The organism is Paracoccus sp. (in: a-proteobacteria), assembly GCF_030604785.1.
GTDB lineage: Bacteria > Pseudomonadota > Alphaproteobacteria > Rhodobacterales > Rhodobacteraceae > Paracoccus.
The window spans coordinates 26,202-44,697 of the sequence record NZ_JAUVVF010000006.1 but is presented as its reverse complement, the minus strand read 5'-3'; the positions used below and the strand labels follow the sequence as shown (position 1 = coordinate 44,697).

The window sequence follows — 18,496 nt, the reverse complement described above, 5'->3', positions numbered from 1 at the left end:
GCTATGCACAGGGCCTACATCTACAACATCCTTTTCTTTCCTTCTTATATTTAAGTGAAGAAGAAAGAGGCTCTGATGCTCGACTGGCTTGTGCTGACCTATCCCTACGTGAAGGCGTTTCACGTGATGTCCGTGATCGCCTGGATGGCGGCACTGTTCTATCTGCCCCGGCTTTTCGTCTATCATTCGGAACGCCATGCCGGTCAGGCCGAGCCGGTGGCGAGCCTTCTGATCATGGAAGACAAACTGATGCGGCTGATCATGCGTCCCGCGATGATCGCCACATGGCTGAGCGGGCTGACGCTGGTTTCTGTTCCGGGGATCGTCGGCTGGGACTTCGCCTGGCCTTGGGTCAAGGCGGCCGGCGTTCTGGGCATGACGGCGTTTCACATCTGGTGCGTGCGCGAGACGCGGCGCCTGAAGGCGGGCGCGGCGAAGAAGGGGCGCCATTACCGGATGATGAACGAGGTTCCGACGCTGCTGATGGTGGCGATCGTGAGTGCCGTGATCATCAAGTTCTGATGCCCAAGATTGACTCGGGCGGGGATGGCGCGTATGTGCCGCCTCAAACCCGGCCGTCCGGTGCGGGATTCTCCGACGATCATCATCCTTGCGCGGCATGAGCCTGCGCCAGCGAAAGATTGCAGCCGCATGACCGAAGAACGCCTCAACCTGTCCGACCTCAAGGCCAAGAGCCCGGCCGATCTGCTGTCGATGGCCGAGGAATGGGAGATCGAGAACGCCTCGACCATGCGCAAGGGCGAGATGATGTTCTCGATCCTGAAGGAGCATGCCGAGGAAGGCTGGGAAATCGGCGGCGAGGGCGTGCTGGAGGTCGTCCAGGACGGTTTCGGGTTCCTGCGCTCGACCGAGGCGAACTATCTGCCGGGCCCGGACGACATCTATGTCAGCCCCGACATGATCCGGCAGCATTCGCTGCGCACCGGCGACACGGTCGAAGGCGTGATCCGCGCGCCGGGCGAGAACGAGCGCTATTTCGCGCTGACCAAGGTCGAGCGGATCAATTTCGAGGATCCCGAGAAGGCGCGTCACAAGGTGGCCTTTGACAACCTGACGCCGCTTTACCCCGACGAGCGGCTGAAGATGGAGATCGAGGATCCGACCATCAAGGATCGCAGCGCCCGGATCATCGACCTGGTGGCGCCGATCGGGAAGGGGCAGCGTTCGCTGATCGTGGCGCCTCCGCGCACCGGCAAGACGGTGCTGCTGCAGAACATCGCGCATTCGATCGAGCGCAATCACCCGGAATGCTACCTGATCGTGCTGCTGATCGACGAGCGGCCCGAGGAAGTCACCGACATGCAGCGTTCGGTCAAGGGCGAGGTCGTCTCGTCGACCTTTGACGAACCGGCCAGCCGCCACGTCGCCGTGTCCGAGATGGTGATCGAGAAGGCCAAGCGTCTGGTCGAGCATAAACGAGATGTTGTGATTTTGCTCGATTCGATCACAAGACTTGGTAGGGCGTTCAACACCGTGGTTCCCAGCTCGGGCAAGGTTCTGACGGGTGGCGTGGACGCGAATGCGTTGCAGCGGCCCAAGCGATTCTTTGGTGCGGCGCGGAACATCGAGGAAGGCGGCAGCCTGACCATCATCGCGACCGCGCTGATCGACACCGGATCGCGGATGGACGAGGTGATCTTTGAAGAATTCAAGGGCACCGGCAACAGCGAGATCGTTCTGGACCGCAAGGTCGCCGACAAGCGCGTTTTCCCGGCCATGGATATCCTGAAATCGGGCACGCGGAAGGAAGAATTGCTGGTCGATGCGAAGGACCTGCAGAAGACCTATCTGCTGCGGCGGATCCTGAACCCGATGGGGACGACGGATGCGATCGAGTTCCTGATTTCGAAGTTGAAGCAGACGAAGAGTAATGGTGAATTCTTCGATTCGATGAACGCCTGACGGGGCTGGAATGGACCTGATCTATGCCGAAGCCACTCCGCCCGGGCGGGGTGGCGTTTCCATTGTAAGGATCAGCGGAAACGGCGCGCGGCAGCTTGCCGAGCGTCTTGGCGGTGCCTTGCCCGAGGCGAGGCGTACTTACCTGCGCCGCCTGGTCGAGGATGGCGAGGTTCTGGATCAGGCCATGCTGATCCGTTTCGACGAGAAGGCCAGCTTCACCGGCGAGGAATGTGTCGAACTGCATCTGCACGGCGCTCCGGTCGTGGTGCGTCGGGTGGCTCGCGCCCTGGAGCGCGGTGGCGCCCGCTTGGCTGAGGCCGGTGAATTTTCACGCCGCGCCTTGCTCAACGGCCGGATGGACCTGGTCGAGGTCGAAGGTCTGGGCGATCTGCTGGCCGCCGAGACCGAGGCGCAACGCCAGCTCGCCATGCGGACCGCGAGCGGTGAACTCGCGCAGCGCGCCGTCGGTTGGCGCGAGAAGCTGATCAGGGCAGGGGCCTTGATCGAGGCCAGCGTTGATTTTGCCGACGAGGATGTTCCCGACGACGTTCCGGCGGAAGTCTTTGATCTGGTCGGGCAGCTGATCGTCGAGCTGCAGCGCGAGCTGGCAGGGTTTCAGGCCGCCGAGCGAGTCCGGTTGGGCTTTGAGGTGGCAATCATCGGGCCGCCCAATGCCGGCAAGTCGACCTTGATGAACCGGCTCGCCGATCGCACCGTGGCCCTCGTTTCGGAGATTGCCGGAACGACCCGCGATGTGATCGAGATGCGGTACGATCTGAATGGTCTGGCGGTGACCTTCCTCGATACTGCGGGCCTCAGGGAAGCAGGCGACGCGATCGAAGCCATGGGAATCGGACTAGCCCGAGATCGCGCGCGTCTGGCGGATCTTCGCATCCACCTGTCCCCGGATGGCGGAAGGGTTGACGATCTTTGGCAGGAGGGCGACCTGCTGGTCCGTAGCAAGGCCGATCTCTCTGTCGGCGGAACGGGGCTGATGATTTCCGCTGCAGCCGGAGATGGGCTGGACGATCTGTTGGCGGAGCTGTCGGACCGGCTGCGACAAAGGGTCAGTCAGGCCGGCGTGATCAGCCATGACAGGCAGAGGCAGGAGATTGCGCTTGCTGTCGATTCTCTGAACTCTGTCGCCGGGCAGCCTGCCGAATTGGCCGCAGAGCACATACGCGCGGCTGCCGCATCACTTGATCGTTTGCTTGGACGAATCGGGTCGGAGGACTATCTAGATGTCATCTTCGCCTCGTTCTGTATCGGGAAGTAGGAGTGTTCCACGTGAAACACTATGATGTCGTCGTCGTTGGCGCCGGCCATGCTGGCCTTGAGGCCGCAACGGCTGCAGCGCGGCTTGGCGCGAGTGTCGCGCTGGTGACGATGCGCGCTGAAGATGTGGGAACGCTGTCCTGTAACCCGGCTATCGGCGGCCTCGGGAAGGGCCATCTGGTCCGTGAGATCGATGCGTTCGATGGTGTGATGGGCAGGATCGCGGACAAGTCCGGAATCCAGTTCAGGTTGCTCAATCGCAGCAAGGGGCCTGCGGTTCAAGGTCCGCGGGCGCAGATGGATCGCGCACTGTATCAGCGCCACGCAGCTAGTGAGCTGGCAGAGTGTCGGGGTTTGGAACTGGTCCTGGACGAGGTTGTCGCCCTGTTCACCGAAGGTCGGCGTGTGATCGGCGTTCGTTTGGCGAACCTCGGCGAAGTCCTGTCCGGCGCTACGATTTTGACGACCGGAACCTTCCTTGAGGGCCGGATCCATATCGGGGATCAAAGCCGTGTCGCCGGCCGGTGGGGTGATGCGGCGTCCAATCCGCTTGCTGACTCCCTTCGCCAGTTCAATCTGCCGCTTGGACGCCTGAAGACAGGTACTCCGCCCAGATTGTTGCGCGACAGTATTGATTGGGACGCGCTTGAGCAGCAGCCGGGTGACGATAAACCGTCGCTGTTCTCGTACCTGAGCATAGCTCCGGAGGCGCCACAGATCGCTTGCGCGATCACTCACACCAATCCCGAAACGCATCGCATCATCAGCGAGAATATCGGGCGTTCTGCCATGTATGGCGGGCATATCTCAGGTCGGGGGCCTCGGTATTGTCCCTCGATCGAGGATAAGGTGACGCGCTTCGCGCACAAGGAGTCCCACCAGGTCTTTCTTGAACCTGAGGGGATCGATTCGCCGCTTGTCTATCCGAACGGGATCTCCACTTCGCTGCCCGAGGACGTCCAACTCGCCTATGTCCGTTCAATCCGCGGTCTGGAAGCGGCCGAGATTGTTCAGCCGGGTTACGCGGTGGAATACAGCTATGTGGACCCGCGGGCCCTCGATCACCGCTTGGCGGTCAAGGCGGCCTCCGGCTTGTTTCTCGCCGGTCAGATCAACGGAACGACAGGTTATGAAGAAGCCGCAGCCCAAGGACTCGTCGCTGGCCTAAACGCAGCGCGGGAAGCCTTAGGGCAGGCAGACCCTGTCTTGTTCAGCCGCTCCGACAGCTATATCGGCGTCATGGTGGATGATCTGGTCACCAAGGGCGTAACCGAACCGTATCGCATGTTCACCTCGCGCGCCGAGTTCAGGCTTTCCCTTCGTGCTGATAACGCAGATCAACGCCTTACGCCCAAGGCGATCCAGATCGGATGTGTGTCGGCCGAGAGGGAGCGGGCCTTCAAGGAACGACAATCAGGCTATGATTCCGCGCGTGCCGCGCTTGAAGCTGCACTGTTCAGCCCGAACGAACTTTCAAAGGCCGGAATCGAGAAGCGTCAGGACGGACAGCGCCGCTCGATTTTCACGCTGCTGGGCTCGGAGGATCTGGATGTTTCGACGATCTACCAGCTCTGCCCTGGCCTGCCGAAAATTGGCGCGGATACATGGCAGCAATTGCGGAATGACGCCATGTATGCTCAATATACGGACCGTCAGCAGCGCGACATCGAGGCGCTTCGGCAGAATGAAGGGATCGTCCTGCCGGCCGAGCTTGACTATGCAACCATTGGAAGCTTGTCTGGGGAACTGGCGCGTAAGTTGTCAGACCAGCGGCCAGCGACACTCGCGCAGGCTTCGGCAATCGAAGGCATGACCCCAGCGGCGCTGTCGGTCCTGCTGCTCGCCGCCAAGCGCTCGGTCAAGGCGCGGAGCGCATGAGTGTTTCACGTGAAACAGGCGAACGGCTCGAAATCTACAGCGCGCTTCTCCGAAAATGGAATCCAGCGATCAACCTTGTGGCGCCGTCCACTCTGGACGATCTACAGCAGCGCCACCTTGCTGACTGCCTTCAATTGACCGAACTTGTCGAGCAACCACAAGGCCACTGGTTGGATATCGGCAGCGGGGGTGGCCTTCCCGGTATCGTTCTTGCAGCCGCTTGGGCAGATCGCGATCTGAGGGTTTCCCTCGTCGAAAGTGACTCGCGCAAATGTGCATTCTTGCGCTCGGTCATCCGCGAGTTGTCACTGCCCAAGGTGACGGTCCATGCGTGCCGTATTGAGGATCTGTCGCCTCAGAATGCCGATTATCTGTCGGCACGCGCACTTGCTCCTCTCGACAAGCTTTTGCCCTTTCTGCAGCGCCACCTCGCACCCCAAGGCGAAGCGTGGCTTCTGAAGGGTCGCAGGTGGCAACAAGAGGCTGACGAGGCCGCGAAGCACTGGCATTTCCGCTACGAAGCCTTTACCAGTAAGACGGACCCCGAAGCAGCCATTCTCAACGTGAGGGACATCGCCCATGCCTGATGCTCACATCGTGGCGATCGCAAACCAGAAGGGCGGGGTCGGCAAAACCACGACTGCCATCAATCTGGGCGCCGCCTTGTCGGAGATGGGGCATGAGGTCATCCTCATCGACCTGGATCCGCAAGGCAATGCCTCGACCGGCCTGGGCATCGAACTAGAGCAACGCGACCGGTCCTCCTTCGACTTGCTCACCGGCGACGTGACGCTCGAGGCCGGTCTCTGCAAGACCGCATTTCCGCGCCTCTCCATCGTTCCCGCGACCTCGGACCTGTCATCGGCCGATGCGCAGCTGTCGCAGCGCAGCGACCGTCTACGGCTTCTGCCTCAGGCTCTCAACGGCGCCCCAAGCGACGCGATCATCCTGATCGACTGTCCGCCTGCGCTTGGTCTGCTGACCGTCAACGCAATGGTCGCCGCCCATGCGGTCCTCGTTCCGCTGCAAGCCGAATTCTATGCTCTCGAGGGTCTCTCGCAGCTTCTGACGACAGTGCGCGAAGTCCGCGCCAGCGCCAATCCGGCGCTGCGGATCAACGGCGTCGTGCTCACCATGTCGGACAACCGGAACAACCTGTCGCAACAGGTCGAAGCCGATGCGCGCGCGACCTTGGGCGAGCTTGTCTATACCACCGTGATCCCGCGAAACGTGCGCGTGTCGGAATCTCCGTCCCACGCCATGCCGGTTCTCCATTACGATCCGCTGTCCAAGGGCAGCATTGCCTATCGCCAGCTTGCGGCCGAATTCGCCGCCCGTCTCAAACTGCCGGAGATTGCATGATGTCCGATCCCAAATCCATCAAGCGGGGTCTGGGCCGTGGCCTTTCCGCCCTTATGGCCGATATCTCTGTGGCCGACGAACCGGCCGCAAATCGCCCGGCCCGCGATCGCGCCACGCTGCCGATCGAGCAGATCACCGCGAACCCGAACCAGCCGCGCCGCAGTTTCGACCCCGAGGCGCTGAACGAACTGGCGGCCTCGCTCCGCAGCAGGGGCGTCCTGCAACCGCTCATCGTCCGGCCGCATCCGCGCGACAAGGATCTCTACGAGATCGTGGCAGGCGAGCGGCGCTGGCGCGCCGCGCAGATGGCGCAGCTTCACGAACTGCCGGTCATCATCCGCGACTTCTCGGACACCGAGATGCTGGAAGTCGCCATCATCGAGAACATCCAGCGCGCCGACCTCAACGCGATCGAGGAAGCCGCGTCCTTCAAGCAATTGATGGAGCGCTTCGGCCACACCCAAGAGCGTTTGGCCGAGGCCCTGAACAAGAGCCGCAGTCATATTGCGAACCTCCTGCGCCTGCTGAACCTGCCGCAGCCCGTTCAGGAGCTGGTCAAGGAAGGGCGTCTGACGGCCGGGCATGCCCGCGCGCTCGTCACGTCAGCAAACCCTGAACAACTGGCCCGCAAGGTGATCGAAAAGGGTCTCTCGGTGCGCGAAACCGAAGACATGGTCCGCAAACTCGCGCAAGGCGATAATCCTGATGCTGCGCGTCCCCGGAAGGGTGCTGCCGCCGAGACAAGCGACAGCGACACACGCGCGCTCGAAGACGATCTGTCGGCCAATCTCCGCATGCGCGTTCAGATCCGCCACGCGGGCATCGATGGCGGGCAGGTGGTGATCACCTACAAGGACCTCGATCAGCTGGACAAGCTCTGCCAGCTTCTGGGCGGTCACTGATACCCTATCCTGTGGTTCCTGCCGAAGCAGACACCGTATCTAGCGGGAAGGCCGCGTCAGAAGGAACAGCGCGACCAGCAGGCAGACGACAGTCTGAATGGCCACGGCTTCCTTGGGCAGGTTCAGCCACCACGACAGAAGCACGCCGCTGCTCATCGCGCTGATCGCCCAGGCCTTGGCCCAAGGGCCGACCACGCCGCGTTCCTGCCATGCCCGGACGGGGGGGCCATAGCGCGGATGACGCAGGATGCGCCGTTTCAGGCGGGGCGAGGACCGCGCAAAGGCCCATGCCGCGACCAGCAGGAACGGCACTGTCGGCACGATCGGCAGCGCCGTGCCGATGATCGCCAGCACGACGAAGATCCAGCCGACGACGAACCAAACGCGGCGCATGTCAGACCGCCAGTTCGCGCAGGATCGCGTTCAGCACCGGGCGGCCCGCATCAGTTACACGCAGACGGTCCCCGGTGCGCTCGATCATGCCCAGATCCAGCAATCGCGCCACCGCATCCGCCCGAAGCGACGCGCCCGCCAGATGTGCATGGCGGCTTTCGCTGATCCCCTCGGCCAGTCTTAGCCCCATCAGCAGCAATTCGGTCGCCTGTTCGTCGCTTGGCACCGGCTCGCGCAGGGACTCGCCGCTGCCCGTTGTCTCAACCGCGTTGAGCCAGGCGCCCGGCGTCAGATGCGCCTCGGTCGCGTGGCGGCCATGGGGCAGGGTGATCCGTCCATGCGCGCCCGGCCCGACGGCGGCCCAATCACCCTGGCGCCAATAGATCAGGTTGTGACGGCTCTCGCCGCCCGGTGCGGCATGGTTCGAGATCTCGTATCCCGGCAGACCTGCAGCCGCGCAGATCTCCTGCGTGTCATGATACATGTCCGCCGACAGATCGTCGTCGGGCAGGCCGCGCAGCGTCCCGGCCTCGGCGCGGCGGCCGAAGGCGGTGCCGGGTTCGATCGTAAGCTGGTAAAGCGAAAGGTGGTCGGCCGCCATCGCCAATGCCTCGCGCAGTTCGGCCCGCCAGGCGGCGCGATCCTGACCTTGCCGCGCGTAGATCAGGTCAAAGCTCACCCGCTCGAACACGTCGCGCGCCACGTCAAAAGCGGCTCTTGCCTCGGCGACGTCGTGCATCCGGCCCAGTGCGCGCAGATCGGCATCGTTCAGCGCCTGTATTCCCATCGAGACGCGGTTCACGCCCGCCTCGGCGAAGCCGCGAAAGCGCTCGCGTTCCACGCTGGTCGGATTGGCCTCCAGCGTGATCTCGATGCGGTTGGCAAAGCCCCAAGCGGCCCGGGCGGCGCGCAGGACGTGATCGACGGTCTCGGGCAGCATCAGCGAGGGCGTGCCGCCGCCGAAGAAGATGCTGTCCAGATGCCGGCCCGGCAATTCCTCGGCCAAACGCGCGATCTCCGAGGCCAGCGCCCGCGCCCACCGCGCCTGATCGACCGAGGCCGAGACATGGCTGTTGAAATCGCAATAGGGGCACTTGGCCGCGCAAAAGGGCCAATGGACGTAAAGCCCGAAGCCGCCATGCCGCCAATCCTCCTGCCCGATCATCCGCGAAACGCCGTCACTTCGATCTCGACCTTCATCTCGGGTCGGATCAGCCCCGCCACCACCATCGTGGCGGCGGGGCGCACGTCGCCCAACGCCTCGCGCAGGGCGGGCGCGATTCGGTCGACCAGTTCGGCATCGGTGATCGTGTATTGCACGCGCACGATGTCGCCCGGTGTGAAACCGGCCTCGGCCAGCACGGCGAAGATCGTGGTGAAGCAGTTCCGCGCCTGATCCAGCGCGTCCTCGGGCATGGCCATGCGGGCATAATCGTAGCCCGTCACGCCAGAGACAAAGCACCAGTCGCCCCGAACGATTGCCCGGCTATAGGCCAACGCCTCCTCGAAGGGCGATCCGGTGGTGATCCTATGCAAGGACGGCCCCGATCATCTTTTCGACCGCCAGCGCGCGGTGGCTCAGGCTGTTCTTCAGATCGGCCGGCATCACGCCCAGGGTGATGTCATGGCCGTCAGGCATGAAGATCGGGTCATAGCCATGCCCCTCGGCCCCGCGCGGAGGCCAGACGACCTGACCCGGCAGAACGCCCTCGAACACCTCGTCATGCCCGTCCGGCCACATCAGGACCAAGGTGCAGCGGAACTGCGCGGCAAAGGGGGCGGGCTTGCCCGTCGCCTGGATCGCATTCCAGGTGCGCTCCATCGCCATGCGGAAATCGCGGCCCGAGCCGGTCTCGGCCCAGTCGGCTGTGTGTACGCCCGGCGCGCCGTCCAGCGCATCGACCGAAATCCCGCTGTCATCGGCCAGAACCGGAAGGCCGGTCGCCTCGACGGCGGCGCGCGCCTTGATGCGGGCATTGCCGACAAAGCTTTCCTCTGTCTCGGCAGGCTCGGCCAGACCGGCCTCGGCGGCGCCCGTTACCTCGACGCCGTAGGGGGCGAAAAGCGCCCGCATCTCGGCCAGCTTGCCCGCATTATGCGTGGCGACCAGCAGGCGCTTTTCGGTGAAGGCCCTCATGCCAGCGCCGCCTTCTGGGCTGCGACCAGATCGGCCATCCCGGCCTCGGCCATGTCCAGAAGCTGCGCCATCTGGTCGCGCGAAAAGGTCGCGCCCTCGGCCGACATCTGCACCTCGATCAGGCGACCCGCGCCCGTCAGCACGAAATTGCCGTCGGTCCCGGCCTCGCTGTCCTCGGCATAGTCCAGATCCAGAACCGGCTGGCCCGCATAGATGCCGCAGCTGACGGCCGCCACGTGATCCAGGATCGGGTCGCTGGTGATCGCGCCGGCCTTCAGCAGTTTGTTCACCGCCAGGCGCAGCGCCACCCAGCCCCCGGTGATCGAGGCGCAGCGCGTCCCGCCATCGGCCTGGATCACGTCGCAATCCACCGTGATCTGACGCTCGCCAAGCGCGCTACGGTCGATCCCCGCGCGCAGGCTGCGCCCGATAAGCCGTTGAATTTCCTGCGTCCGCCCCGATTGCTTACCGGTCGCGGCCTCGCGGCGGTTGCGGGTATTCGTCGCGCGAGGCAGCATCCCGTATTCTGCGGTGACCCAGCCAAGGCCGGTGCCTTTCAGGAAACGCGGCGTGCTGTCCTCGATCGAGGCGGTGCACAGGACATGCGTGTCGCCGCAGCGGATCAGGCAAGAGCCCTCTGCATGCCGCATGACCCCGGTTTCAATTGAAATCGGACGCATTTGGCTTAGATTCCGGCCTGAAGGGCGCATGATTCATCCTTTTCGTGAAGCTGCCTGCCCATACCGCCCGAGGGCACCTTCACGCAACCCCGTCGGGGATCACAAGACAGGGCCCATGAGCCAGGAATCGCTGCTGGATGAACTGAACGAACGGTCCCGCGAGGTGTTTCGCCGGGTCGTCGAATCCTATCTGGAAACGGGCGAGCCGGTCGGCTCGCGCACCCTGACGCGCGCCCTGTCCGAAAGGCTCAGCGCCGCGACCGTGCGCAACGTCATGCAGGATCTGGAATATCTGGGCCTTCTGGACAGCCCGCATGTCTCGGCCGGGCGGCTGCCCTCGCAGCTGGGGCTGCGGCTCTTCGTGGACGGGATGATGGAGGTCGACGCCGTCGATCCGCAGGACCGCGCGGCCATCGACCAGACGCTCGGCAATGACGATCCTGATACGAATGTGCTTCTGGACCGGGTCAGCACCGCGCTCAGCACGATCACGCGCGGGGCCTCGCTGGTGCTGATGCCCAAGCGCGAGGCGCCGATCCGGCATATCGAATTCGTCAGCCTTGGCGCAGACCGTGCGCTTGTGGTGCTGGTCTTCGCCGATGGCCATGTCGAGAACCGTATCTTCACCCCGCCCCCCGGGCAGACGCCGTCCTCGATGCGCGAGGCGGGTAATTTCCTCAACGCCATGGCCGAGGGGCGCACCCTGTCCGAACTGCGCGCGCATATCGCCCACCAGATCGCCGCGCGGCGGGCCGAGCTGGACGTGATGGCCGCCGAGCTGGTCGAATCCGGCATCGCGCTCTGGGGGCAGGAAAGCAGCGATCCCCGGCTGATCGTGCGGGGGCGGTCCAACCTGCTGGCCAGCGAGATCGCCGATCTGGACCGGGTGCGGATCCTGTTCGACGATCTGGAACGCAAGCGCGACATCGTGGAATTTCTGGAACTGGCCGAACAGGGCGACGGCGTGCGCATTTTCATCGGCTCGGAAAACAAGCTTTTTTCACTTTCGGGTTCCGCTCTGGTCGTTTCCCCCTATATGAATGCCGACCGAAAGATCGTAGGCGCGGTTGGCGTGATCGGCCCGACGCGGCTGAATTACGGCCGGATCGTGCCGATCGTCGATTATACCGCGCAACTGGTCGGGCGGGTTCTGTCCGGCCGGAAAGGATGATGAAGACCATGACCGAGCAGAACGAGCAGCCTCTGGACGAAACCCTGGCCGATCCGCTGGCCGATCCCGCAGACGAGATCGCGCGGCTGTCAGCCGAACGCGACGAGCTGCGCGACAAGTTCATGCGCGCCTTGGCCGATGCCGAAAACGCCCGCAAGCGCGCCGACAAGGATCGCCGCGACGCCGAGCAATATGGCGGCTCGCGCCTGGCCCGCGACCTGCTGCCCGTGCATGACGCGCTGACACGCGCGCTGGATGCGGCAGGCGACGAACAGCGCGCCGCCGCCGCCGCGCTGATCGAAGGGGTGGAACTGACCCTGCGCGAGCTGGACAACGTCTTCGCCAAGCACGGCATCACCGTCATCCGCCCCGCCACCGGCGAGAAATTCGACCCGACCTGGCACGAGGCCATGTTCGAGGCGCCCGTTCCCGGCACCGTGGCGGGCCAGATCATCCAGGTGATGGATAACGGCTTCCGCCTGCATGACCGGCTGCTGCGTCCGGCCAAGGTCGGCGTCTCCTCGACCCCCGCATCCTGATCCGGCAGCGGCCCGGCGGCGCTACAACCTTATTCCGACTTGCAGATCCCGGCCGTGGCGGCAACCCTGTCGCCACAGCCCGCGGCGGACACCTGTCGCGGGACACGCCAGAGGAGATGCAGAAGATGAGAACCCGTGCCGCCGTGGCCGTCGAGGCCGGCAAGCCCCTGGAAGTGATGGAGGTCAACCTCGAAGGCCCGAAAGCCGGCGAGGTGATGGTCGAGATCAAGGCCACCGGCATCTGCCACACCGACGAATTCACCCGCTCGGGCGCTGATCCCGAGGGGATCTTTCCCGCGATCCTCGGCCATGAAGGCGCGGGCGTCGTGGTCGAGGTCGGCCCGGGCGTCACCTCGGTCAAGCCTGGTGATCACGTCATCCCGCTCTACACGCCCGAATGCCGGCAATGCGCGTCCTGCCTGTCGGGCAAGACGAACCTCTGCACCGCGATCCGCGCGACGCAGGGGCAGGGGCTGATGCCCGACGGAACCAGCCGCTTTTCCATGCTGGATGGCACGCCGATCCACCACTACATGGGCTGCTCGACCTTCTCGAACTACACCGTCCTGCCCGAGATTGCCTTGGCGAAGGTCCGCGAGGATGCGCCCTTCGACAAGATCTGCTATATCGGTTGCGGCGTGACGACCGGGATCGGCGCCGTGATCAACACCGCCAAGGTGGAAATCGGCGCCAAGGCGGTCGTCTTCGGTCTGGGCGGGATCGGGCTGAACGTGATCCAGGGCCTGCGTCTGGCGGGCGCGGACATGATCATCGGCGTCGATCTGAACGACGACAAGAAGCCGATGGCCGAACATTTCGGCATGACGCATTTCGTCAACCCGAAGAATGTCGAGAACGTCGTGCAGGAGATCGTGAACCTGACCAAGACGCCCTTCGACCAGATCGGCGGCGCGGATTACAGCTTTGACGCGACGGGCAATGTCAAGGTCATGCGCGACGCGCTGGAATGCACCCATCGGGGCTGGGGCCAGTCGATCATCATCGGCGTGGCGCCTGCGGGGGCCGAGATCAGCACGCGCCCCTTCCAGCTGGTCACCGGCCGCGTCTGGAAAGGCACTGCCTTTGGCGGGGCGCGCGGACGCACCGACGTTCCGCGGATCGTGGACTGGTATATGGACGGCAAGATCGAGATCGACCCGATGATCACCCACACGATGCCGCTCGAGGACATCAACAAGGGCTTCGACCTGATGCATCACGGTGAATCGATCCGCTCGGTCGTCCTTTACTGATCCTTCACCTCTGCTTAGGTAAAAGGACGGCGGCGCTGCGTGCGCCGCCGTCGCCGCAAGAACGAACGAAGGAGCAGGCCGATGCGCCATCAGTGGCTGGACGATGACGACGACGATCAGGAAGACGACGACCGCCGCCACAAGGGCGACAAGGATAGCGGCCTCGGCCTGCCCGAGGGTGACAAGATCGCCAAGCTCTATTTCAAGTCGCGCACGGTGATCGTTGCCGGCCCGATCAACGACAAGCTGGCGCAGCGCACCGTCGCGCATCTTCTGGCGCTGGCCGAGGACAGCGACGATCCGATCAACATGCTGATTTCCTCGCCCGGCGGGCATGTGGAATCGGGCGACATGATCCATGACGTGATCAAGTTCATCCGCCCCACCGTCCGCACCATCGGTTCGGGCTGGGTCGCCAGCGCGGGCGCGCTGATCTTCGTGGCCGCGAAAAAGGAAAACCGCTTCTGCCTGCCGAACACGCGCTTTCTGATCCACCAGCCCTCGGGCGGGATCGGCGGCACTTCGTCGGACATGATGATCCAGGCCGAACAGGTGCGCCTGATGCGGGACCGCCTGAACCAGATCTTCGCCGAGGCGACCGGCCAGCCGGTCGAGCGGATCGAGAAGGACACGCAGCGCGACTTCTGGCTGAACACGGCCGAGGCGCTGGATTACGGCCTGCTGGGCCGCGTCATCCACAGCGTGGACGACCTGAAATGACAACGGCCAGCGGGGCGATCATCCGCCCCGCCACCCCTGACGATCACGACGCGATCTGGTCCATCCTCGAACCCGTCTACCGGGCGGGCCAGACCTATTGCATGCCCCGCGACGTCACCCGGGACGAGGCGATCGCGGATTGGTTCGCCGAGCCCTTCACCGCCTTTGTGGCCGAGGCTGACGGCGCCGTGCTGGGCACCAGTCATGTCGGGCGCAACCGCGCGGGCGGCGGGGCGCATGTTGCCAACGCCTCGTTCGCGACCGCCCCGGCGGCACGCGGGCGCGGCATTGCCCGGGCGCTGGTCGAACATGCGAAGGACTGGGCCGCCGGGCAGGGCTTCCGCGCGATGCAGTTCAATTTCGTCGTCTCGACCAATGCCGACGCGGTGCATCTGTGGCAGAAGGCCGGGTTCGACATCGTGGGCCGCCTGCCGGGCGCCTTCATGCATCCCGATCAAGGGCCGGTCGATGCGCTGGTCATGTTCCAGACCCTGAACGCCAGATCCTGAAAGGAGACCCGGATGAGCCTTGAGACCGTTTCCGAGAATCGCAGCTTTCGCGGCACCCAGGGCGTCTATCGCCACCGCAGCCACGCGACCGGCACGGATATGACCTTTGCGGTCTTTCTGCCGGAGGCTGCGCAGTTCGGCAGGGTGCCGGTCCTGTGGTATCTGTCGGGCCTGACCTGCACGCATGAGAACGCGATGACCAAGGCCGCCGCCCAGCAATGGTGCGACGAGGCCGGCATCGCCATCGTCTTTCCCGACACCTCGCCGCGGGGCGAGGGCGTGGCCAATGACGAGGCCTATGACCTGGGCCAGGGCGCGGGCTTCTACGTCAACGCGACGCAGGACCCGTGGAAGCCGCATTTCCGCATGTGGGATTACGTGACCGAGGAATTGCCGGCTCTGGTCTGTGAGAATCTTGCCGTCGATCCCGAGGCGATGGGCATCACCGGCCATTCGATGGGCGGCCACGGCGCGCTGACCATCGCGATGACGCATCCCGACCGCTATCGCTCGGTCTCGGCCTTCGCGCCCATCGCGAACCCGACCGAATCCGATTGGGGCCGCAAGCAGTTCAGCGCCTATCTGGGCGAGGACCGCACCGCATGGCGCGCCCATGACGCGACGATCCTGATGACCGAGCGAGGCTATCCCGGAGAGGTGCTGATCGATCAGGGCAGCACCGACCAGTTCCTTGACCTGTTGCGCCCCGAGGCCCTGGCCCATGCGATGATGGCCCGCCGCCAGCCCGGCCAGTTCCGGATGCAGCCCGGCTTTGATCACAGCTACTGGTTCGTCCAGAGCTTCATGGCCGATCACGTCTTCTGGCACGCCGAACGGCTGGCCTGATCCTCAGACCAGGAACAGCCGCAGGTCCAGCACGGTCAGTCTGACCGGGCCGGGCCGGAAGAACAGGATCAGGTCGCGCCAATCGGCCTGCTGCGGCAGGTCGGGCATGGCGGCGGGTTCGATCAGGTCGTGATGAAGGCTCGGCTGGTCGTAGGACACCATCAGGCGCGGCAGAAACACGTCCACGATGTCCGCCCCCACGCCCGAGCGCAAGCAGATCCGCGTCGTCATCGACAAAGGCGCCACGCTGCGCGCGATCAGGCCGAACGCCGCCGCATCCGACAGATCGACCGGCCCAAGCGGCAGGTGCAGCCCCTGCCAGCGCGGCTGGATGCCGAAAGCGGGCTGCAGCTCAAGCTCGATGATCTGACCGGGGCGCGAGGCGAAGCGGCCGGTGATCCCCGCCTCGGGGTCCAGCGACAGAAAGGCGTCATGCCCGACCGGGTTGTCGCCCGGCCCGATCACCCCGTGATGATCCTGCTGCCGGATCTCGTTCAGCATCGGGCGCATGCGCGCATCCGGTTCAAGGGGGCGTGGCTCGGTCATGGCAGGCTTCCGATCAGGCGCGGATCACCGGGGAGAGGTCAGGAAGGCCGGCGCGGACCGGCCCTCGGTCAGGCAGGACAGGAAGGCGTCGCCCGCATCCAGAGCCTCGCGGATGGTGACGTCCATGTCCAGATAGCGATAGGTGCCCAGCCGGCCCACGAAGGTCACGCCCGGCGTGCGTTCCGCCAGCGCGATGTATTCCTCGAGCAGCGCCTTCTCGCGGACCAGTCGGATCGGATAATAGGGGATGTCGCCCGGCTCGGCCGCGCGGCTGTATTCGCGGTAGCAGACGCTGCCCTCGTGGCTTTCCCAAGGGCTGAAATGCTTGTGTTCGGTGATGCGGGTATAGGGCACCTCGCGGTCGCCGTAATTCATCACCGCGCAGCCCTGGTAATCGCCCTGATGATCGAACCGCTCGAAATCCAGCGTGCGATAGCCCAGACGGCCCAGTTGGTAATCGAAATACCCATCAAGCGGGCCGGACCAGAAAACGTGATCGACGCCTTCGGCCATGGCGGGGTCATAGGGGGTGGAAAGCTCGACCGTGATGCGGGGGTGGTCCAGGATCGCCTCGACCATGGGCGTGTAGCCGTCGCGGGGCATCCCCTGGAAGCGGTGGAAGAAGTAGTTGTCGTCGTAGTTGAACCGCACCGGCAGCCGCTTGAGGATCGAGGCGGGCAGCTCGGTCGGGCTGCAGCCCCACTGCTTTTCGGTATAGCCCTTGAAGAACGCCTCGTAGAGCGGGCGGCCGACGAAGCGCAGGGCCTGTTCCTCGAAGCTTTGCGGGTCCTCGATCGACAGGTCCGCCTGATCCGCGATGAAGTCGCGCGCCTCGTCGGGGCGCATGGTCTTGCCGAAGAACTGGTTGATCGTCAGCAGGTTGATCGGCAGCGAATAGACCGCGCCCTGGGTCGTGGACTTCACCCGGTTCTGGAAAGGCATGAAGGTTGCGAAGCGGTTGACGTAATCCCAGACGCCCTGATCGTCGGTGTGGAAGATATGCGGGCCGTAGACATGCATCATCACGCCGGTCGCCTGGTCGCGCGCCGTGTGGCAATTGCCGGCGACGTGGTCGCGGCTGTCGATGATGCGGCAATCATGCCCCGCCTCGGCCAGCTTGCGCCCGATCACCGCGCCCGAAAGACCGGCGCCCACCAGAAGAAATCGCATCGCAGCCTCGTTCGTTTCCTGTCGTTTCCGCCCGCAGGGGTTGTCAGGCCATATCGTCTTGGCCGGGGGGCGGGCAAGCGAAAGCCGTTCCCCGCGCGGCTTTCAGCGTCGCGTCGCGCGTTCGACCAGATCGGCATGATCGCGCCCCAGCCGCCGCGCCAGCCCGTCGCGCAGCGCGAGCGACAGCATCCGGCGAAAGGCCGGCGCGTCGTCGCCGTAATCGCGGGCCTTCCTCCGCCACTTGACCACCAGAAGCGGCACGAGCGGCCAGAAGAACGGCCCTGCCGCCACGCGATAGGCGATCAGGGCGTTGCGATACATGTAGTAGACCTTCCATAACGGCCGCAGCACCAGCCCGCTGGCGCCCTGCGCGGCCTCGGTATCGTGTTCGAACCGGACTTGCGGCAGAAAGCCGATGGCCAACCCCTTGCGCCGCATGGTCAGCGTGTAAAGCTGGTCGTCGCCATAGACGAAGAGCCGCGCATCCGGCAGCCCGGCCTGCGCCACGGCCCGGCGCGAGACGAAGAACCCCACGAACGAGGTCATGTCCACCGCCACCGGCCCCGCCGCCGGATCATAGGCCGCGTCGGTCAGATGAAAGCCGCGCCGACCCCTGCCCGACAGGGTGCGCAGGAATTCGGGCAGCCGCCAGAACGGATTGCGATAGGGGCGGTTCATCTCGCAGATGCGGCCGTCGGGGTGGAAGACTGCGGCCCCCGCGGCATCCCAGCCCGTCAGGTCGGCCTGGCGAAAGGCCGCGATGGCGCCCGGCGCGGGGCGGCCGTCATCGTCCATCAGCAGCATCCAGTCCGGGTCCACCCGGTCACGCATCAGCGCCATCGCGCCCGAAAAGCCCCCGGCCCCGCCCAGATTGTCGGCGCTGCGATGGACGATCAGCCGGGCGTCGTCCAGCCCCGCCAGATGATCCGCGGTCCCGTCGGTCGAGGCATTGTCGAAGACCAGCACCCGGTCCAGATCCTCGGCCAGAAGCCGCGTCAGGGTGTCGCGCAGCTTGGGCAGGCGGTTATGCGTCACGACGATGGCGCCGATGATCGGGCGGGCCGTCGCCGGGGCAGGGGGGCTGTGGATCACGCGCGCTTGCCTTGTGTGCGAAGGGACGGGGGTGCATAACAGCCACCGCCCCGCGCGGCAATGCCGCCGCCGCTTTTCCGCCGAGGCAGCCCCCGCACGG

Annotated in this window: 21 protein-coding genes; 13 read left to right on the top strand and 8 right to left on the bottom strand. The window is 64.7% G+C overall.

Annotated elements, in window-relative coordinates:
• Positions 1 to 75 precede the first annotated feature (75 nt).
• The 7 genes from QAR72_RS03630 to QAR72_RS03600 all read left to right on the top strand — a co-directional run bounded on the left by QAR72_RS03630 (position 76) and on the right by QAR72_RS03600 (position 7,340).
• Positions 76 to 522, top strand: coding sequence for a CopD family protein (locus QAR72_RS03630; RefSeq protein WP_304616004.1), 447 nt, complete (start codon positions 76 to 78; stop codon positions 520 to 522).
• A 129-nt stretch (positions 523 to 651) separates the two neighbouring features.
• A complete protein-coding gene (gene rho, locus QAR72_RS03625; RefSeq protein ID WP_304616003.1) occupies positions 652 to 1,923 on the top strand; it encodes a transcription termination factor Rho in 1,272 nt (423 codons plus the stop codon).
• 10 nt (positions 1,924 to 1,933) lie between these two features.
• Positions 1,934 to 3,199, top strand: coding sequence for a tRNA uridine-5-carboxymethylaminomethyl(34) synthesis GTPase MnmE (mnmE, locus tag QAR72_RS03620; protein WP_304616002.1), 1,266 nt, complete (start codon positions 1,934 to 1,936; stop codon positions 3,197 to 3,199).
• A gap of 11 nt (positions 3,200 to 3,210) precedes the next feature.
• Positions 3,211 to 5,076, top strand: a complete 1,866-nt coding sequence (gene mnmG / locus QAR72_RS03615) for a tRNA uridine-5-carboxymethylaminomethyl(34) synthesis enzyme MnmG (RefSeq protein ID WP_304616001.1) — start codon at positions 3,211 to 3,213, stop codon at positions 5,074 to 5,076.
• The gene (gene rsmG, locus QAR72_RS03610) at positions 5,073 to 5,663 is read left to right on the top strand and encodes a 16S rRNA (guanine(527)-N(7))-methyltransferase RsmG (protein ID WP_304616000.1); all 591 of its coding nucleotides are present in this window, start codon (positions 5,073 to 5,075) and stop codon (positions 5,661 to 5,663) included. The genes mnmG and rsmG overlap by 4 nt, the downstream gene beginning before the upstream one ends.
• Entirely contained in the window at positions 5,656 to 6,438 is a 783-nt protein-coding gene (locus tag QAR72_RS03605; protein WP_304615999.1) for a ParA family protein, read from the top strand. The genes rsmG and QAR72_RS03605 overlap by 8 nt, the downstream gene beginning before the upstream one ends.
• On the top strand, positions 6,438 to 7,340 hold the full coding sequence (locus QAR72_RS03600) for a ParB/RepB/Spo0J family partition protein (protein WP_304615998.1): 903 nt from the start codon (positions 6,438 to 6,440) through the stop codon (positions 7,338 to 7,340). Before QAR72_RS03605 ends, QAR72_RS03600 begins: the two co-directional genes overlap by 1 nt.
• 39 nt (positions 7,341 to 7,379) lie before the next feature.
• Here QAR72_RS03600 and QAR72_RS03595 read toward each other — a convergent pair whose 3' ends face one another.
• Genes QAR72_RS03595 through rph form a run of 5 tightly spaced genes read right to left on the bottom strand, consistent with a single transcriptional unit; the run spans position 7,380 to position 10,580 of the window.
• Complete coding sequence (locus tag QAR72_RS03595) at positions 7,380 to 7,733, bottom strand: YbaN family protein (protein WP_304615997.1); 354 nt, start codon at positions 7,731 to 7,733, stop codon at positions 7,380 to 7,382.
• A 1-nt stretch (position 7,734) separates the two neighbouring features.
• Positions 7,735 to 8,898 carry a radical SAM family heme chaperone HemW gene (gene hemW / locus QAR72_RS03590; protein ID WP_304615996.1) on the bottom strand — a complete coding sequence of 388 codons (1,164 nt, stop codon included), beginning with the start codon at positions 8,896 to 8,898 and terminating at the stop codon, positions 7,735 to 7,737.
• On the bottom strand, positions 8,895 to 9,269 hold the full coding sequence (locus QAR72_RS03585; protein ID WP_304615995.1) for a RidA family protein: 375 nt from the start codon (positions 9,267 to 9,269) through the stop codon (positions 8,895 to 8,897). The genes hemW and QAR72_RS03585 overlap by 4 nt, the downstream gene beginning before the upstream one ends.
• Entirely contained in the window at positions 9,262 to 9,870 is a 609-nt protein-coding gene (locus QAR72_RS03580; RefSeq protein WP_304615994.1) for a non-canonical purine NTP pyrophosphatase, read from the bottom strand. Before QAR72_RS03580 ends, QAR72_RS03585 begins: the two co-directional genes overlap by 8 nt.
• Complete coding sequence (gene rph / locus QAR72_RS03575) at positions 9,867 to 10,580, bottom strand: ribonuclease PH (protein WP_304615993.1); 714 nt, start codon at positions 10,578 to 10,580, stop codon at positions 9,867 to 9,869. Before rph ends, QAR72_RS03580 begins: the two co-directional genes overlap by 4 nt.
• A gap of 85 nt (positions 10,581 to 10,665) precedes the next feature.
• On the opposite strand from rph, the gene hrcA reads away from it, so the two are divergent.
• From hrcA to fghA, 6 genes are all read left to right on the top strand, one after another.
• On the top strand, positions 10,666 to 11,721 hold the full coding sequence (hrcA, locus tag QAR72_RS03570; RefSeq protein WP_304615992.1) for a heat-inducible transcriptional repressor HrcA: 1,056 nt from the start codon (positions 10,666 to 10,668) through the stop codon (positions 11,719 to 11,721).
• The gene (locus QAR72_RS03565) at positions 11,721 to 12,260 is read left to right on the top strand and encodes a nucleotide exchange factor GrpE (RefSeq protein ID WP_442953542.1); all 540 of its coding nucleotides are present in this window, start codon (positions 11,721 to 11,723) and stop codon (positions 12,258 to 12,260) included. The genes hrcA and QAR72_RS03565 overlap by 1 nt, the downstream gene beginning before the upstream one ends.
• Positions 12,261 to 12,385: 125 nt before the next feature.
• The gene (locus QAR72_RS03560) at positions 12,386 to 13,513 is read left to right on the top strand and encodes an S-(hydroxymethyl)glutathione dehydrogenase/class III alcohol dehydrogenase (RefSeq protein WP_304615990.1); all 1,128 of its coding nucleotides are present in this window, start codon (positions 12,386 to 12,388) and stop codon (positions 13,511 to 13,513) included.
• Between the two features lie 81 nt (positions 13,514 to 13,594).
• Positions 13,595 to 14,233, top strand: coding sequence for an ATP-dependent Clp protease proteolytic subunit (locus QAR72_RS03555; protein ID WP_304615989.1), 639 nt, complete (start codon positions 13,595 to 13,597; stop codon positions 14,231 to 14,233).
• The gene (locus QAR72_RS03550; protein ID WP_304615988.1) at positions 14,230 to 14,742 is read left to right on the top strand and encodes a GNAT family N-acetyltransferase; all 513 of its coding nucleotides are present in this window, start codon (positions 14,230 to 14,232) and stop codon (positions 14,740 to 14,742) included. The genes QAR72_RS03555 and QAR72_RS03550 overlap by 4 nt, the downstream gene beginning before the upstream one ends.
• A 12-nt stretch (positions 14,743 to 14,754) precedes the next feature.
• The gene (gene fghA, locus QAR72_RS03545; RefSeq protein WP_304615987.1) at positions 14,755 to 15,588 is read left to right on the top strand and encodes an S-formylglutathione hydrolase; all 834 of its coding nucleotides are present in this window, start codon (positions 14,755 to 14,757) and stop codon (positions 15,586 to 15,588) included.
• Positions 15,589 to 15,591: 3 nt separating this feature from the next.
• Here fghA and QAR72_RS03540 read toward each other — a convergent pair whose 3' ends face one another.
• The 3 genes from QAR72_RS03540 to QAR72_RS03530 form a co-directional block, all read right to left on the bottom strand.
• A complete protein-coding gene (locus QAR72_RS03540; RefSeq protein WP_304615986.1) occupies positions 15,592 to 16,134 on the bottom strand; it encodes a hypothetical protein in 543 nt (180 codons plus the stop codon).
• Positions 16,135 to 16,158: 24 nt separating this feature from the next.
• The gene (gene glf / locus QAR72_RS03535) at positions 16,159 to 17,304 is read right to left on the bottom strand and encodes a UDP-galactopyranose mutase (protein ID WP_304615985.1); all 1,146 of its coding nucleotides are present in this window, start codon (positions 17,302 to 17,304) and stop codon (positions 16,159 to 16,161) included.
• A 102-nt stretch (positions 17,305 to 17,406) separates the two neighbouring features.
• Entirely contained in the window at positions 17,407 to 18,396 is a 990-nt protein-coding gene (locus QAR72_RS03530) for a glycosyltransferase (RefSeq protein WP_304615984.1), read from the bottom strand.
• Positions 18,397 to 18,496: the final 100 nt, after the last annotated feature.

Coding starts and splice junctions, on each gene's coding strand:
- QAR72_RS03630 (WP_304616004.1), top strand. CDS start 76: ATGCTCGACTGGCTTGTGCTGACCTATCCCTACGTGAAGGCGTTTCAC.
- rho (WP_304616003.1), top strand. CDS start 652: ATGACCGAAGAACGCCTCAACCTGTCCGACCTCAAGGCCAAGAGCCCG.
- mnmE (WP_304616002.1), top strand. CDS start 1,934: ATGGACCTGATCTATGCCGAAGCCACTCCGCCCGGGCGGGGTGGCGTT.
- rsmG (WP_304616000.1), top strand. CDS start 5,073: ATGAGTGTTTCACGTGAAACAGGCGAACGGCTCGAAATCTACAGCGCG.
- QAR72_RS03605 (WP_304615999.1), top strand. CDS start 5,656: ATGCCTGATGCTCACATCGTGGCGATCGCAAACCAGAAGGGCGGGGTC.
- QAR72_RS03600 (WP_304615998.1), top strand. CDS start 6,438: ATGTCCGATCCCAAATCCATCAAGCGGGGTCTGGGCCGTGGCCTTTCC.
- QAR72_RS03595 (WP_304615997.1), bottom strand. CDS start 7,733: ATGCGCCGCGTTTGGTTCGTCGTCGGCTGGATCTTCGTCGTGCTGGCG.
- hemW (WP_304615996.1), bottom strand. CDS start 8,898: ATGATCGGGCAGGAGGATTGGCGGCATGGCGGCTTCGGGCTTTACGTC.
- QAR72_RS03580 (WP_304615994.1), bottom strand. CDS start 9,870: ATGAGGGCCTTCACCGAAAAGCGCCTGCTGGTCGCCACGCATAATGCG.
- rph (WP_304615993.1), bottom strand. CDS start 10,580: ATGCGCCCTTCAGGCCGGAATCTAAGCCAAATGCGTCCGATTTCAATT.
- hrcA (WP_304615992.1), top strand. CDS start 10,666: ATGAGCCAGGAATCGCTGCTGGATGAACTGAACGAACGGTCCCGCGAG.
- QAR72_RS03565 (WP_442953542.1), top strand. CDS start 11,721: ATGAAGACCATGACCGAGCAGAACGAGCAGCCTCTGGACGAAACCCTG.
- QAR72_RS03560 (WP_304615990.1), top strand. CDS start 12,386: ATGAGAACCCGTGCCGCCGTGGCCGTCGAGGCCGGCAAGCCCCTGGAA.
- QAR72_RS03555 (WP_304615989.1), top strand. CDS start 13,595: ATGCGCCATCAGTGGCTGGACGATGACGACGACGATCAGGAAGACGAC.
- QAR72_RS03550 (WP_304615988.1), top strand. CDS start 14,230: ATGACAACGGCCAGCGGGGCGATCATCCGCCCCGCCACCCCTGACGAT.
- fghA (WP_304615987.1), top strand. CDS start 14,755: ATGAGCCTTGAGACCGTTTCCGAGAATCGCAGCTTTCGCGGCACCCAG.
- QAR72_RS03540 (WP_304615986.1), bottom strand. CDS start 16,134: ATGACCGAGCCACGCCCCCTTGAACCGGATGCGCGCATGCGCCCGATG.
- glf (WP_304615985.1), bottom strand. CDS start 17,304: ATGCGATTTCTTCTGGTGGGCGCCGGTCTTTCGGGCGCGGTGATCGGG.